This is a genomic window from Klebsiella sp. BIGb0399 (assembly GCF_003752615.1).
Classification (GTDB): domain Bacteria; phylum Pseudomonadota; class Gammaproteobacteria; order Enterobacterales; family Enterobacteriaceae; genus Klebsiella; species Klebsiella lignicola.
The window spans coordinates 428,846-442,468 of record NZ_RKHT01000008.1 but is presented as its reverse complement, the minus strand read 5'-3'; the positions used below and the strand labels follow the sequence as shown (position 1 = coordinate 442,468).

Sequence of the window (13,623 nt, the reverse complement as noted above, 5' to 3'; positions counted from 1 at the left end):
CGTTTAGCACAGTTCCAGCTGAACGTTATTCTCGCTAATCACCTTCAGCACTCCTGCCGGCGGCATCACATCGGTGTAGACTGCATCGACCATGCTGATGCTGCCCATATTCACCATCGCGTTACGGCCAAACTTCGAGTGATCCACCACCAGCATCACATGGCGCGAGTTTTCAATGATCGCGCGCTTGGTCCGCACCTCATGGTAATCGAACTCCAGCAGTGAACCATCGCTGTCGACGCCACTGATGCCGAGAATGCCGAAATCAAGGCGGAACTGGGAGATAAAATCCAGCGTCGCTTCGCCAATAATGCCTCCGTCGCGGCTGCGCAGTTCGCCACCGGCCAGAATAATGCGGAAGTCCTCTTTCACCATCAGCGTGGTGGCGACGTTGAGGTTATTGGTGACGATACGCAGATCGTTATGCTCCAGCAGCGCGTGCGCGACGGCTTCCGGGGTGGTGCCGATATCGATAAACAGCGTGGCGCCGTCAGGGATTTGGCTCGCCACCTTGCGGGCGATGCGCTCTTTTTCCTGCGTCTGGGTGGCTTTTCGGTCATGCCACGAGGTGTTCACTGAACTCGACGGCAGCGCCGCGCCGCCGTGATGACGCAGGATCATCTTCTGTTCAGCGAGGTCATTCAGGTCACGACGAATGGTCTGCGGGCTGACGGCAAACTGCTCGACCAGCTCTTCCGTACTGACATATCCCTGTTTTTTTACCAGCTCGATAATCGCGTCATGACGTTGTGTTTGTTTCATGAAATATCCCTGGGATTATAAGACTCACTTCACAGAGAGCCCGGTGAAGAGGCTCTATGTTCGCTTTCGCACATGCTGCGTATCGACAAACGCCATCGCCAGCCCGGTCAACAACCCAGCCACGTGCGCGCCGTTGGCGATCGACATGCCAAAAACATCAAACCATCCAGCCACTAACCATACTAATGAGAAGAGGATCAGGCCGCGCTGTAAATAGACGCCGCTTTGCGGATCCCGCTCGCCCCGCAGCCAGACATAGCCCATCAGCGCATAGACTACGCCGGACAAACCGCCAAACCAGGGGCCGCTATATTGATGCTGGATAAACCCGCTCAACAGGGCGCTAATCACGGTAATGACCACCAGCTTGCCGGTGCCAATACGCTTTTCCACCGCGCCGCCGAGGTACCACCACCATAGCAGGTTAAACAGAATATGCATCAGCGAGAAGTGCATGAAAGCATGGCTAAAGTAGCGCCAGGCCTCAAATTTCAGCGACGGGTCATACGGCCAGGCCAGCAGCAGCATCACCGGCTGGTCGCCGATAATGTTTTGCAGCACAAAGACCAGAATACAGGCGATCAGCACCGCCCACGTAAAGGGACCGGCGTTACGACGCAGGGTGGCAAAAAAGGGAAAGCGCTGGTAGCGCAGGCCGCTGTTGGTGTGCCCGGATTGCCAGCTGGCCGCCAGATAGCGCGGGTCGGCCGGGTTTTCCAGAAAGCGAGCCAGTTCAGTCTGCACCCGCCCGGCCTGGCTCTCATCAGCCAGCCAGACATCGCTCTGCTCATGCTGCTGAATGGTCAGGATAATGCCCTGCGTCGCCATGTAGTCGACAAACGCCTGGGCCACACGCGGGTTAGCAAAAGAGGTAATCATTAACATACAGCGGGTCGCTTATTCCACACAAAGGGGGCTAGTATATACACTAAACCCGTCGAGTTGCAGGAGATGTACGCCGCGGACGCCACCGGGCCGTCGCGCTAATGGCCCTGAGACGGCATCAGGCGGCAAGAGAGTGCCCAACGGCATCGACCAGCCGACGGCTGGCCAGGATACAGACGCTTACAGCGCGCCATGCTCCACTTCCGCCGGGAAGTGGCGATGCCACGCATCGAAACCGCCATCCACACTGTAGACCTTGTCATAGCCCTGCTGCAGCAGATACTGCGCGGCGCCTTTGCTGCTGTTGCCGTGGTAGCACATCACCATCACCGCGGTTTCAACATCGTTATCACGCATAAACGCGCCCAGCGTATCGTTGGTCAGATGAAACGCGCCCGGCGTGTGCCCCATCGCAAAGCTCTGCGGGTCGCGAATATCCACCAGCACCGCCATCGCCTGATGCAGTTTCTGGTGCGCTTCTTCTACGTTGATACATTCAAAGTGGTCCATGTGCTCTGTTCTCTATATATAGCAGGGGGTTTTTACGGGCGGTAACCGGCCATGATTCTACTGCTTAGTTTACCGTCAGACGGCAATTAAACACCAATATGTTACATGCATCACTCTGAAATGTTTTTTTGATGTTACCAAAGGCGCGTTTGTTTGCTATATTGAGCGATATCGAACATTTGTGAGCTTAAACGAAAGTGCCAGAGGTAGCGAACGTGGAAACCAAAGATCTGATTGTGATAGGGGGAGGCATCAACGGTGCCGGTATCGCGGCAGACGCCGCCGGGCGTGGTTTATCCGTCCTGATGCTGGAAGCACGCGATCTCGCCTGCGCCACCTCCAGCGCCAGCTCAAAGCTGATTCACGGCGGGCTGCGCTACCTTGAACACTACGAATTCCGCCTGGTCAGCGAAGCGCTGGCCGAGCGCGAAGTGCTGCTAAAAATGGCGCCGCATCTGGCCTTCCCGATGCGTTTTCGCCTGCCCCATCGCCCGCACCTGCGTCCGGCCTGGATGATCCGGGTAGGTCTGTTTATGTACGATCACCTCGGCAAACGCACCAGTTTACCCGGCTCAACCGGGTTGCGATTTGGCGCAGAATCAGTACTTAAACCTGAAATTGTGCGCGGTTTCGAATATTCCGACTGCTGGGTCGACGATGCGCGGCTGGTACTGGCTAACGCACAGATGGTGGAACGCAAAGGTGGCGAGGTCCGTACCCGTACCCGGGCTATCTCGGCGAAGCGCGAAAACGGTCTGTGGATTGTGGAAGCCCAGGATATCGATACCGGCGAGAAATTTACCTGGCAGGCCCGGGGACTGGTCAACGCGACCGGCCCGTGGGTCAAACAGTTCTTTGACGATGGCATGCAGCTACGTTCGCCGTACGGCATCCGCCTGATCAAAGGCAGCCACATCGTGGTGCCGCGGGTGCATACCCAGAAGCAGGCCTACATTCTGCAAAACGAAGATAAACGTATTGTCTTCGTCATCCCGTGGATGGATGAGTTCTCGATCATCGGCACCACCGACGTGGAGTACAACGGCGATCCGCAAAAAGTGGCGATCGATGACAACGAGATTAACTATCTGCTGAAGGCCTACAACGCCCACTTCAAGAAGACGCTGTCGCGCGACGATATCGTCTGGACCTACTCCGGCGTCCGTCCGCTGTGTGATGACGAATCGGATTCACCGCAGGCCATCACCCGCGATTACACCCTTGATATCCATGACGAAAATGGCCAGGCGCCGCTGCTGTCGGTGTTTGGCGGCAAGCTGACCACCTATCGCAAGCTGGCCGAACACGCGCTGGAAAAACTGACGCCCTACTACAAAGGGATCGGCCCGGCGTGGACCAAAACCGCCGTGTTACCCGGCGGCGATATCGGCGGTGACCGGGACGATTACGCGGCGAAACTCCGCCGCCGCTTCGCCTTTATCAGCGAATCCATGGCGCGCCATTATGCCCGCACCTACGGCAGCAACAGCGAGCTGATCCTCTCAGGAGCGACCTCGCTGAACGATCTGGGGGAAGACTTTGGTCATGAGTTTTATGAAGCTGAGCTGAAATACCTGGTGGAGCATGAATGGGTACGCAGCCTTGACGATGCCATCTGGCGTCGGACGAAACAAGGGATGTGGCTGAACGCCGGACAGCAGGCGCAGATTGAGACCTGGCTGGCGCAGCACGCGGGAAAGTCTGAGCTGTCGCTGGCCTCTTAAGCGACTGACCGGACCCGCAATAAGCCAAAAAAATGCTGGTCACCTTAGGTGACCAGCATTAGGACCAACCTGCCCCGGATGTTTTAGTGCACTAGCGGCTACAGCCGGACGGGGTCGATATGCCAGATATGCTCGGCATACTCCTGAATCGTACGGTCAGAGGAGAAATAGCCCATATTGGCGATATTGAGCATCGCTTTCATGGTCCACTCTTCCGGATGACGATACAGCTCATCGACTTTATCCTGGCAATCCACGTAGCTGCGGTAATCCGCCAGCACCTGATAGTGGTCGCCAAAGTTAATCAGCGAATCCAGCAGGTCACGATAGCGCCCCGGCTCTGAAGGACTGAACACACCGGTGCCGATTTGCGTCAGCGCCTGATGCAGTTCCGGATCCTGCTCGTAGAACTCCCGCGGCTTATAGCCACTCCGACGCAGCGCCTCCACCTGTTCTGCGGTATTGCCGAAGATAAAGATATTCTCCTCTCCGACGTGCTCCTGCATCTCGACGTTGGCGCCGTCCAGGGTTCCGATAGTCAACGCGCCGTTCAGGGCGAATTTCATATTACTGGTCCCGGAGGCTTCGGTTCCCGCCAGCGAGATCTGTTCGGAAAGATCGGCTGCCGGAATGATCACCTGCGCGAGGCTGACGCTGTAGTTCGGGATAAACACCACTTTCAGCTTATCGCCAATCTGCGGGTCGTTGTTCACCACCGCCGCCACGTCGTTAATAAGATGAATGATGTGCTTCGCCATGTAGTAGGCCGATGCGGCTTTCCCGGCAAAGACATTCACACGCGGCACCCACTCGGCGTCAGGATCGGCCTTGATGCGGTTGTAGCGCGCAATCACGTGCAGCACGTTCATCAGCTGGCGCTTGTACTCGTGGATACGCTTGATTTGCACATCAAACAGCGCTTTCGGGTTCACCACCACGTTCAGATGCTGGGCAATGTAGTTCGCCAGCCGCTGCTTGTTCTCCAGCTTCGCCTGACGCACGGCGAGGTTCACCGTCGGGTAGTCGATATGCTGCTCCAGCTCTTTCAGCTGGCTCAGATCGGTACGCCAGGTGCGGCCAATATGCTCATCCAGCACCTTCGATAACGGCGGGTTCGCCAGCGCCAGCCAGCGTCGCGGCGTCACGCCGTTGGTGACGTTGGTGAAGCGCATCGGGAAGATTTTCGCGAAGTCGGCAAACAGAGACTCTACCATCAGCCGCGAGTGCAGCTCGGAAACGCCGTTCACTTTATGGCTAATCACCACCGCCAGCCACGCCATACGCACCTGGCGACCGTTAGATTCATCGATGATCGACGTCCGGCTCAGCAGCACGGTATCGCTGGGGTACTGCTCCTGAAGCGTCTTCAGGAAGTAGTCGTTGATCTCGAAGATAATCTGCAGATGTCGCGGCAGGATTTTCCCCAGCATATCGACAGGCCAGGTCTCCAGCGCTTCGCTCATCAGGGTATGGTTGGTGTAGGAGAACACCTGGCAGGTGACTTCAAAAGCCTCATCCCAGCTGAATTTGTGCTCGTCAATCAACAGGCGCATCAGCTCCGGAATCGACAGCACCGGGTGGGTATCGTTGAGGTGAATCGCAATCTTCGCCGCCAGGTTGGCGTAGGTTTTATGCAGCTGATAGTGCCGGCTGAGAATATCCTGCACCGTGGCGGACACCAGGAAATACTCCTGACGTAAGCGCAGCTCGCGTCCGGAATAGGTCGAGTCGTCCGGGTACAGCACCCGGGAGACGTTTTCCGAGTGGTTTTTATCTTCTACCGCAGCAAAGTAGTCGCCCTGGTTAAATTTACCGAGGTTGATCTCGCTGCTGGCCTGCGCGCTCCATAGCCGCAACGTGTTGGTGGCGTCGGTGTCGAAGCCCGGGATAATCTGGTCGTAGGCTTCCGCGAGGATCTCTTCGGTTTCTACCCAGCGGGATTGTTTACCTTCCTGCTGAATGCGCCCGCCAAAACGCACTTTGTAACGGGTATTGTGGCGTTCAAATTCCCACGGGTTGCCGTATTCCAGCCAGTAGTCGGGGGACTCTTTCTGCCGCCCGTCCACGATGTTTTGCTTAAACATCCCGTAGTCATAACGGATACCGTAGCCCCGCCCCGGCAGACCTAAGGCCGCCAGAGAGTCGAGGAAACAGGCCGCCAGGCGCCCCAGGCCACCATTGCCGAGGCCCGGGTCGTTCTCTTCATCAATCAGCTCTTCCAGATTGAGCCCCATCTCCTCCAGCGCATTGTTCACATCCTCGTAGATGCCCAGTGACAACAACGCGTTAGAGAGGGTACGACCGATCAGGAACTCCATCGACAGGTAGTAAACCTGGCGAACTTCCTGAGAAAGCTGCGCGCGATTGGAGCGTAACCAGCGCTCAACCATCCGGTCGCGGACGGCAAACAGGGTGGCGTTGAGCCACTCATGTTTATTGGCGATAGCCGGATCTTTGCCGATGATAAACATCAGCTTGTAGGCAATAGAGTGCTTTAACGCCTCAACGCTCAGCGTGGGTGATGCATAGCTAAAGGGTACATTCATCGCAATGACTCCTGTGGTTACATCAAGCGTTGATAAAGTTCGCGATAGGAGTTCGCGGCAACCTGCCAGCTAAAATCCATATTCATCGCCTGGCGTTGCACGTAACGCCACAGCGACGGGCGCGACCACAGCACGAAGGCGCGTCGAATGGCCCGTAATAGCGAAACGGCATTACTGTCTTCAAACACAAAACCGCTGGCCACGCCATCGGCGAGGTTTTCCAGCGAACTGTCGGTGACGGTATCCGCCAGGCCACCGGTACGACGGACCAACGGCAGCGTGCCGTACTTCAGGCCATACAGCTGCGTTAAGCCGCAGGGTTCAAAACGGCTGGGAACCAGAATCACGTCGGCGCCGCCCATAATGCGGTGGGAGAAGGCCTCGTGATAGCCGATCTGCACGCCAACTTTCCCCGGATGCTCCGCCGCCGCGGCCAGGAAACCTTCCTGCAGTACCGGATCGCCTGCGCCCAGCAGCGCCAGCTGTCCGCCCTGCTCCAGCAGGCCTGGCAGCGCTTCCAGCACCAAATCCAGCCCTTTCTGGCTGGTCAGACGGCTGACGACGGCAAACAGAGGGGCTTTGTCATCGACTTTCAGCCCCATCGCAATCTGCAGCTGACGTTTGTTTTCTGCTTTCTCCTCAAGGCGGTCACGGTCATAGCGCGCGGCCAGCAGCAGGTCGCTTTCCGGGTTCCAGATACGGTCGTCTACCCCGTTAAGAATCCCCGATAGCCGCCCTTCGTGCTGACGCTGACGCAGCAGCCCTTCCATGCCGTAGGCATATTGCGGCTCGGTGATCTCGCGCGCGTAGGTCGGGCTCACCGCCGTAATGTGGTCGGCATAATAGAGTCCCGCTTTCAGGAACGAGATCTGCCCGTTGAACTCGAGGCCATGCATGTTATAGAACGACCAGGGCAGTTCGATATCATTCATGTGCCAGGAGTAGAACATTCCCTGATAGGCCAGGTTATGTACCGTAAAGACCGATTTCGCCGGGTGTCCGCGTGCCGCCAGGTAGGCGGGCGTCAGCCCCGCATGCCAGTCATGGGCGTGCACAACATCAGGGCGCCAGAAAGGATCCAGCCCGCTGGCCATTTCACTCCCGACCCATCCCAGCAGGGCAAAGCGCAGCACGTTGTCGGTATAAGCATGCTGATGGGTATCGTGGTAAGGGCTCCCTGGGCGGTCGTAGAGATGCGGGGCATCAATCAGATAGATCCCCACGCCGTTAAAATGGCCGAACAGCAGCGTCATACGACCCGCGAAGGTATCCCGGCGCGTCACTACCTGCGCATCGGTCACTCCACGACGGATATCAGGGAAGGCCGGTAACAACACACGCGTGTCGATACCTTCCGCGATTTGTGCCGCAGGCAGCGCGCCGAGGACATCTGCCAGGCCGCCGGTTTTTAACAGCGGAAACATCTCCGAACATACGTGTAAGACCTGCATTAGCGCTCCTGTTTATGCCCCAACTTCCGCAACATATCACGCGTAACCAGCACGATACCTTCCTCTGAGCGGTAGAACCGACGCGCATCCTCTTCCGCATGTTCACCGATCACCATCCCTTCAGGAATGACACAGGCGCGATCGATCACACAGCGGCGCAGACGGCATGAGCGCCCCACCCATACTTCTGGCAATAAGACTGACGAATCAATGTTACAGAATGAGTTCACGCGCACGCGCGGGAACAGCACCGACTGCACCACCACGGAACCGGAGATAATACAGCCGCCCGACACCAGGGAGTTCAGCGTCATGCCGTGGCTGCCGGAACGGTCCTGCACAAACTTGGCCGGTGGCAGAGACTCCATATGGGTGCGAATTGGCCAGTTCTGGTCATACATATCCAGCTCCGGCGTCACCGAAGCCAGGTCAAGGTTCGCTTTCCAGTAGGCCTCCAGCGTTCCCACATCACGCCAGTACGGTTCCGCATCCTGGTCAGACTGCACGCAGGAGAGTGGGAAAGGATGTGCATAAGCCATGCCAGCTTCGGTGATCTTAGGAATAATATCTTTGCCGAAATCGTGGCTGGAATTTTCGTCGTTATCGTCTTCCGCTAGCAGCTCATAAAGATAATCCGCATCAAAGACATAGATCCCCATGCTGGCCAGCGATTTAGTGGCATCACTCGGCATGGCCGGCGGGTTGGCCGGTTTCTCGACGAACTCGATGATTTTGTCGCTCTCATCCACCGCCATCACGCCGAAGGCGGATGCCTCTTCGATGGGCACCGGCATACAGGCAACGGTGCAGCGCGCCCCTTTTTCGACATGGTCGATCAGCATGCGGGAATAGTCTTGCTTGTAGATATGGTCGCCGGCGAGGATCACCACATATTCCGCTTTATAGCGGCGGATGATATCGAGGTTCTGCGTCACAGCATCCGCGGTGCCGCGGTACCAGTTTTCGCCATGCACACGCTGCTGTGCCGGCAGCAAATCGACGAACTCGTTCATCTCTTCGCTAAAGAACGACCAGCCACGTTGAATATGTTGTACCAGCGTGTGGGATTGATACTGGGTGATCACGCCGATACGGCGAATACCTGAGTTAATACAGTTGGATAACGCGAAGTCAATGATACGAAACTTACCGCCAAAATGGACGGCCGGTTTTGCACGTTTGATTGTTAAGTCCTTAAGCCGGGTACCGCGCCCCCCCGCCAGAATCAACGCAACGGTTTTGATCGGCAGCTGACGCGCCAGCATCAATGGGTCATTCTTTTCAAGCCTAACCATGATTAACTCCTTTTTACATCCCGGTCTTCCCGTCCTTCTCACCGCGCAGCCGCCGCGAGTTCAACCGGAAGCTTCAGGGCTTACGACCTTTGAAATACGCACACTCCGTGCGCGGGCCCATGCCAGACAGCTATGACGACCGGATTATCCTCTCCGGCGAAAGGAGGAACGGCGTGCCACTCCCCCTCAGGTAATTCCATTGGCGCCACCTCCGGGGTGGCGTTCAGCGTCACCAGCCAACGATCCGAGAGCAGAATTTGCAGGCGTGGAATGCCATGCTGCCACTCGTCAGCGGTTAATGGTTGCGCATTCTGGTTTAGCCACAGCACGTTGCCGTCTCCTTCCTGCCACCATGCGTTCCCGGTTAAGGCCGGTATGCTGCGGCGCAGATGAATGAGCGCGGCGGTAAATGCGGTCAGCCCACCGTTGGCCTGACTCCAGTCAAGCCAGGTCAGGGCATTGTCCTGACAATAGGCGTTATTATTGCCATGCTGGCTATGACCATGCTCGTCACCTGCCAGCAGCATCGGCGTACCTTGTGCCAACAGCAGCGTGGACAGCAGGGCATGAACGCTGTCCCGACGCCGCTCCATCACGTCGAGACTGCCACCTAACCCTTCTATACCATGGTTGCTGCTGTAGTTATTGTTAGTCCCATCGCGATTCTCTTCACCGTTCGCCTCATTGTGTTTCTGATTGAAACAAACGCAGTCGCAGAGGGTGAAGCCGTCGTGGGCGGTAACCAGATTGACCGCTGCGGCGGGCAGCCGTCCGTTATGCTGAAACACATCGCTGGAGGCGGCAAAACGCCGGGCGAACTCGCCCAGCGACACGTTGTTATGCAGCCAGAAACGCCTTGCGACGTCGCGGAAATGATCATTCCACTCGGCAAACAGCGGCGGGAAATTCCCCACCTGATATCCCCCGGCACCAATATCCCAGGGCTCGGCAATCAGCTTGACGGCCGAAAGCTGCGGATCGTGGCGAATTGCCTCAAACAGCGGCGCATCCTGGCGAAATTGCGGGGTGCGGCCCATCACCGAGGCCAGGTCGAAACGGAAGCCGTCGACGTGGCACTCATCGACCCAAAAGCGCAGACACTGACGGGCAAACTCCACGGTTCCAGGCTGGCTCAGATTGAGGGTGTTGCCGCAGCCGGTCCAGTTGTAGTAATCCCCGTCGTCCCTTATCCAATAATAGTAACGGTTGTCGATTCCGCGAAAACAGAAGGTCGGCCCTTCAAGGTCAATTTCCGCACTGTGGTTCAACACCACGTCGAGGATCACTTCGATGCCCGCAGCATGCAGCGCTTTCACCGCGTCACGAAACTCGTCGAGCGCGCGCTCCGGCTCGCTGGCGTAGCGCGGGTCGAGCGCGAACATCGCCATCGGGTTGTAGCCCCAATAGTTGCTCAACCCCATTCTCTGCAGCCGCGGTTCACTGGCGAACTGCGCCACCGGCATCAGCTCCAGCGCCGTGATCCCAAGGGTGGTGAAGTAGTCGATCATCACCGGATGCCCCAACGCTTTATAGGTGCCGCGGATGGCCTCCGGCAGCGCCGGGTGCAGCCACGTCAGCCCTTTCACATGGGCTTCGTAGATGACCGTCTGCCCCCAGGGCGTCCGGGGCGGCGCATCGTTGTGCCAGTCGTAGTGCAGATCCACCACCTGCGACTTCGGCGCAATCGCCGCACTGTCCCGGTGATCCGGCATATGGTCGCCGCCGTGGAGCAGCTCGTCATCGGGCAGCCCCCCCGCGACCCGATGACAACAGGGGTCGAGCAGCAGCTTCGCCGGATTGAAACGGTGCCCCTGTGCCGGGTCCCACGGGCCGTGGACACGGTAACCGTAGCGTAAGCCCGGCCCGGCATCCGCCAGCCAGCCGTGCCAGACATCCCCGCTGCGCGCGGGTAAATCAAAGCGCTGCTCATTGCCCTGCGCGTCAAAGACGCACAGTTCTGCCCGCTCAGCGTGGGCGGATAAGAGCGTAAAATTCACGCCCTTTCCATCATAGCTCGCGCCTAACGGTGAGGGTTTTCCGGCGGCCAGCATCGTCATTGTGCCTCCCGTACCAGCCAGACGGTCGCCAGCGGCGGTAGCGTAATTGACAGCGAATATTCACGGCCGTGGCTGGCGATAGCATCACTTTCCACGACGCCACCGTTGCCGGTATTGCTACCGTGGTAGTGCATCGAATCGGTATTCAGCTCCTCACGCCAGCGCCCAGGCTGGTTGATCCCGAAACGGTAGTCATGGCGCGGAACCGGGGTGAAGTTGCTGGCAACGATAATCTCGTTACCGGCTTTATCGCGGCGCACGAAGACAAAGACCGAGCGTTCGTGATCATCCACCACCAGCCATTCAAAGCCGTAGGGGTCAAAATCGAGTTCGTGGAGCGCTTTATGGTGGCGATAGGTATGGTTCAGATCGCGCACCAGGCGCTGAACCCCGTGGTGCCAGTTATCGCCGCCTTCCAGCAGATGCCAGTCCAGGCTGCCATCGTGGTTCCACTCCCGCCCCTGGGCAAACTCGTTACCCATAAACAGCAGCTTTTTGCCCGGGAAGGCAAACATCCAGCCGTAGTAGGCGCGCAGGTTGGCGAACTTCTGCCACGCGTCACCGGGCATGCGGTCCAGAATCGATTTTTTGCCATGCACCACTTCATCGTGGGACAGCGGCAGCACGAAGTTTTCGGTGTAGTTATAGAGCATCCCGAAGGTCATCTTGTCGTGATGATGACGGCGATGGACCGGATCGAGCTTCATGTAATCAAGGGTGTCGTGCATCCAGCCGAGGTTCCATTTGAACCAGAAACCGAGGCCACCGGTCGACGAAGGCCGTGACACGCCGGCGAAATCGGTGGACTCTTCCGCCATGGTGACCGCCCCCGGCGTCTGTTCGCCGAGCACGCGGTTGGTATTGCGCAGGAACTCAATCGCCTCGAGGTTCTCCCGACCGCCAAACTCGTTTGGCACCCACTCGCCCTCTTTACGGCTGTAGTCGCGATAGATCATTGACGCCACCGCATCGACCCGCAACGCATCGATCCCGAAGCGTTCAATCCAGTACAGCGCATTCCCGACCAGGAAGTTGCTGACTTCGCGGCGACCGTAGTTATAGATCAGGGTATTCCAGTCCTGGTGATACCCTTCGCGCGGGTCGCTGTGTTCATACAGCGAAGTACCATCAAACGAGGCAAGCGCGAAGTCATCGGACGGAAAGTGGCCGGGAACCCAGTCCAGAATCACATTCAGCCCAGCGGCATGTGCGGCATTGAGGAAGTAGCGGAAATCTTCACGGGTACCAAACCGGCGGGTCGGCGCGTACAGCCCGGTGGGCTGATAGCCCCAGCTGCCATCAAACGGATGTTCGTTAACCGGCAGCAGCTCCAGATGGGTAAAGCCCATCCATTTGGCATAAGGCACCAGTTGGTCAGCCAGCTCGCGATAGCTCAGCCAGAAATTGTTATCGGTATGGCGGCGCCATGAACCGAGGTGAACTTCATAAATCGAAATCGGCGCATCAAACTGGTTAGCCTGGCGACGCGCTTCCGGCTGTTCGACTTTTTCCGGCAACCCGCAGATAAGCGAGGCGCTGTCCGGGCGCATCTGTGCTTCAAAGGCATACGGGTCAGATTTCACCCGCAGATGACCGTGGGCGTCGATCAGTTCGAATTTGTACAACTGGCCGTTGTGCGCGCCGGGGATAAACAGCTCCCAGATACCGGACTCTTTTCGCAGGCGCATCGGGTGGCGGCGCCCGTCCCAGTAGTTGAACTGGCCGACGACGGAAACCCGGCGGGCGTTCGGCGCCCAGACGGAGAAGCGCGTCCCGGTGATCCCGTCCATCGTGTCAGCATGCGCGCCCAGCGTCTCATACGGGCGCAGATGGGTCCCCTCAGAGAGCAGCCAGACGTCGAGATCCTGCAGCAGCGGGCCAAAACGGTAAGGATCATCAATCAGATTTTGTTGACCATGCCAGGTCACCGCCAGCTGGTAGCGGAAGGGATTTTTTCGACGCGGCAGAACGCCGCTAAAGAACCCGCGTGCATCGAGGCATTCCAGTTTGCCTACTTTGCGCCCGGTTTTCGGCTCAATAACCCATACATCAGTAGCATCGGGTAATAACGCACGTACCTCCAGACCGGCATCCGTTTGATGCATGCCAAGCACGGAAAAAGGGTCCGCAAAATGGCCAGAGATAAGCGCATTAATCACGTCTCTATCGATACGATTAGACATGGTTTCATCCTGTTGTAAGTGCCGTCATTTCCTGTATCTGACGACTTTTTTTGACCTGAACGGTGCAGCACTCTGTGCATCCTTCTGCTCCGTCCCACCTTCAGGTAAGGCAACGTTGTCGTTCCTTACTTAAAGCATAGCCAAGGCTGACTTACCTCCGTTGGAAAAAATCTAACATCCGCGTTTACTCCTTGTATTACGCAAAAAAAA

General features: G+C 57.5%; 9 protein-coding genes. 1 reads left to right on the top strand and 8 read right to left on the bottom strand.

Features of this window, described 5'->3' with window-relative positions:
• Positions 1-3 precede the first annotated feature (3 nt).
• The 3 genes from EDF82_RS20350 to glpE all read right to left on the bottom strand — a co-directional run bounded on the left by EDF82_RS20350 (position 4) and on the right by glpE (position 2,157).
• On the bottom strand, positions 4-762 hold the full coding sequence (locus EDF82_RS20350; protein ID WP_123757312.1) for a DeoR/GlpR family transcriptional regulator: 759 nt from the start codon (positions 760-762) through the stop codon (positions 4-6).
• Positions 763-816: 54 nt separating this feature from the next.
• Positions 817-1,647, bottom strand: a complete 831-nt coding sequence (gene glpG, locus EDF82_RS20345) for a rhomboid family intramembrane serine protease GlpG (protein WP_123757311.1) — start codon at positions 1,645-1,647, stop codon at positions 817-819.
• Positions 1,648-1,827: 180 nt separating this feature from the next.
• Positions 1,828-2,157: a thiosulfate sulfurtransferase GlpE gene (glpE, locus tag EDF82_RS20340; protein WP_123757310.1), complete on the bottom strand. Its 330-nt coding sequence runs from the start codon at positions 2,155-2,157 to the stop codon at positions 1,828-1,830.
• Positions 2,158-2,372: 215 nt separating this feature from the next.
• Between glpE and glpD the strand changes: the two genes are divergently transcribed.
• Positions 2,373-3,881, top strand: a complete 1,509-nt coding sequence (gene glpD, locus EDF82_RS20335) for a glycerol-3-phosphate dehydrogenase (RefSeq protein WP_123757309.1) — start codon at positions 2,373-2,375, stop codon at positions 3,879-3,881.
• A gap of 98 nt (positions 3,882-3,979) precedes the next feature.
• Here the strand turns inward: glpD and glgP are convergent, their stop codons facing one another.
• From glgP to glgB, 5 genes are all read right to left on the bottom strand, one after another.
• Complete coding sequence (gene glgP, locus EDF82_RS20330) at positions 3,980-6,427, bottom strand: glycogen phosphorylase (protein ID WP_123757308.1); 2,448 nt, start codon at positions 6,425-6,427, stop codon at positions 3,980-3,982.
• 17 nt (positions 6,428-6,444) lie between these two features.
• Entirely contained in the window at positions 6,445-7,878 is a 1,434-nt protein-coding gene (gene glgA / locus EDF82_RS20325; RefSeq protein WP_123757307.1) for a glycogen synthase GlgA, read from the bottom strand.
• Positions 7,878-9,173: a glucose-1-phosphate adenylyltransferase gene (gene glgC / locus EDF82_RS20320; protein WP_123757306.1), complete on the bottom strand. Its 1,296-nt coding sequence runs from the start codon at positions 9,171-9,173 to the stop codon at positions 7,878-7,880. Before glgC ends, glgA begins: the two co-directional genes overlap by 1 nt.
• 80 nt (positions 9,174-9,253) lie before the next feature.
• Positions 9,254-11,230, bottom strand: coding sequence for a glycogen debranching protein GlgX (gene glgX / locus EDF82_RS20315; RefSeq protein WP_123757305.1), 1,977 nt, complete (start codon positions 11,228-11,230; stop codon positions 9,254-9,256).
• Positions 11,227-13,413 (bottom strand): 1,4-alpha-glucan branching enzyme, encoded by a 2,187-nt coding sequence (gene glgB / locus EDF82_RS20310; RefSeq protein ID WP_123757304.1) that lies wholly within the window; start codon positions 13,411-13,413, stop codon positions 11,227-11,229. The genes glgX and glgB overlap by 4 nt, the downstream gene beginning before the upstream one ends.
• Positions 13,414-13,623 lie beyond the last annotated feature (210 nt).

Excerpts from the sequence above, each read along its gene's own strand:
- EDF82_RS20350 (WP_123757312.1), bottom strand. The coding sequence starts at position 762 with ATGAAACAAACACAACGTCATGACGCGATTATCGAGCTGGTAAAAAAA.
- glpG (WP_123757311.1), bottom strand. The coding sequence starts at position 1,647 with ATGTTAATGATTACCTCTTTTGCTAACCCGCGTGTGGCCCAGGCGTTT.
- glpE (WP_123757310.1), bottom strand. The coding sequence starts at position 2,157 with ATGGACCACTTTGAATGTATCAACGTAGAAGAAGCGCACCAGAAACTG.
- glgP (WP_123757308.1), bottom strand. The coding sequence starts at position 6,427 with ATGAATGTACCCTTTAGCTATGCATCACCCACGCTGAGCGTTGAGGCG.
- glgA (WP_123757307.1), bottom strand. The coding sequence starts at position 7,878 with ATGCAGGTCTTACACGTATGTTCGGAGATGTTTCCGCTGTTAAAAACC.
- glgC (WP_123757306.1), bottom strand. The coding sequence starts at position 9,173 with ATGGTTAGGCTTGAAAAGAATGACCCATTGATGCTGGCGCGTCAGCTG.
- glgX (WP_123757305.1), bottom strand. The coding sequence starts at position 11,230 with ATGACGATGCTGGCCGCCGGAAAACCCTCACCGTTAGGCGCGAGCTAT.
- glgB (WP_123757304.1), bottom strand. The coding sequence starts at position 13,413 with ATGTCTAATCGTATCGATAGAGACGTGATTAATGCGCTTATCTCTGGC.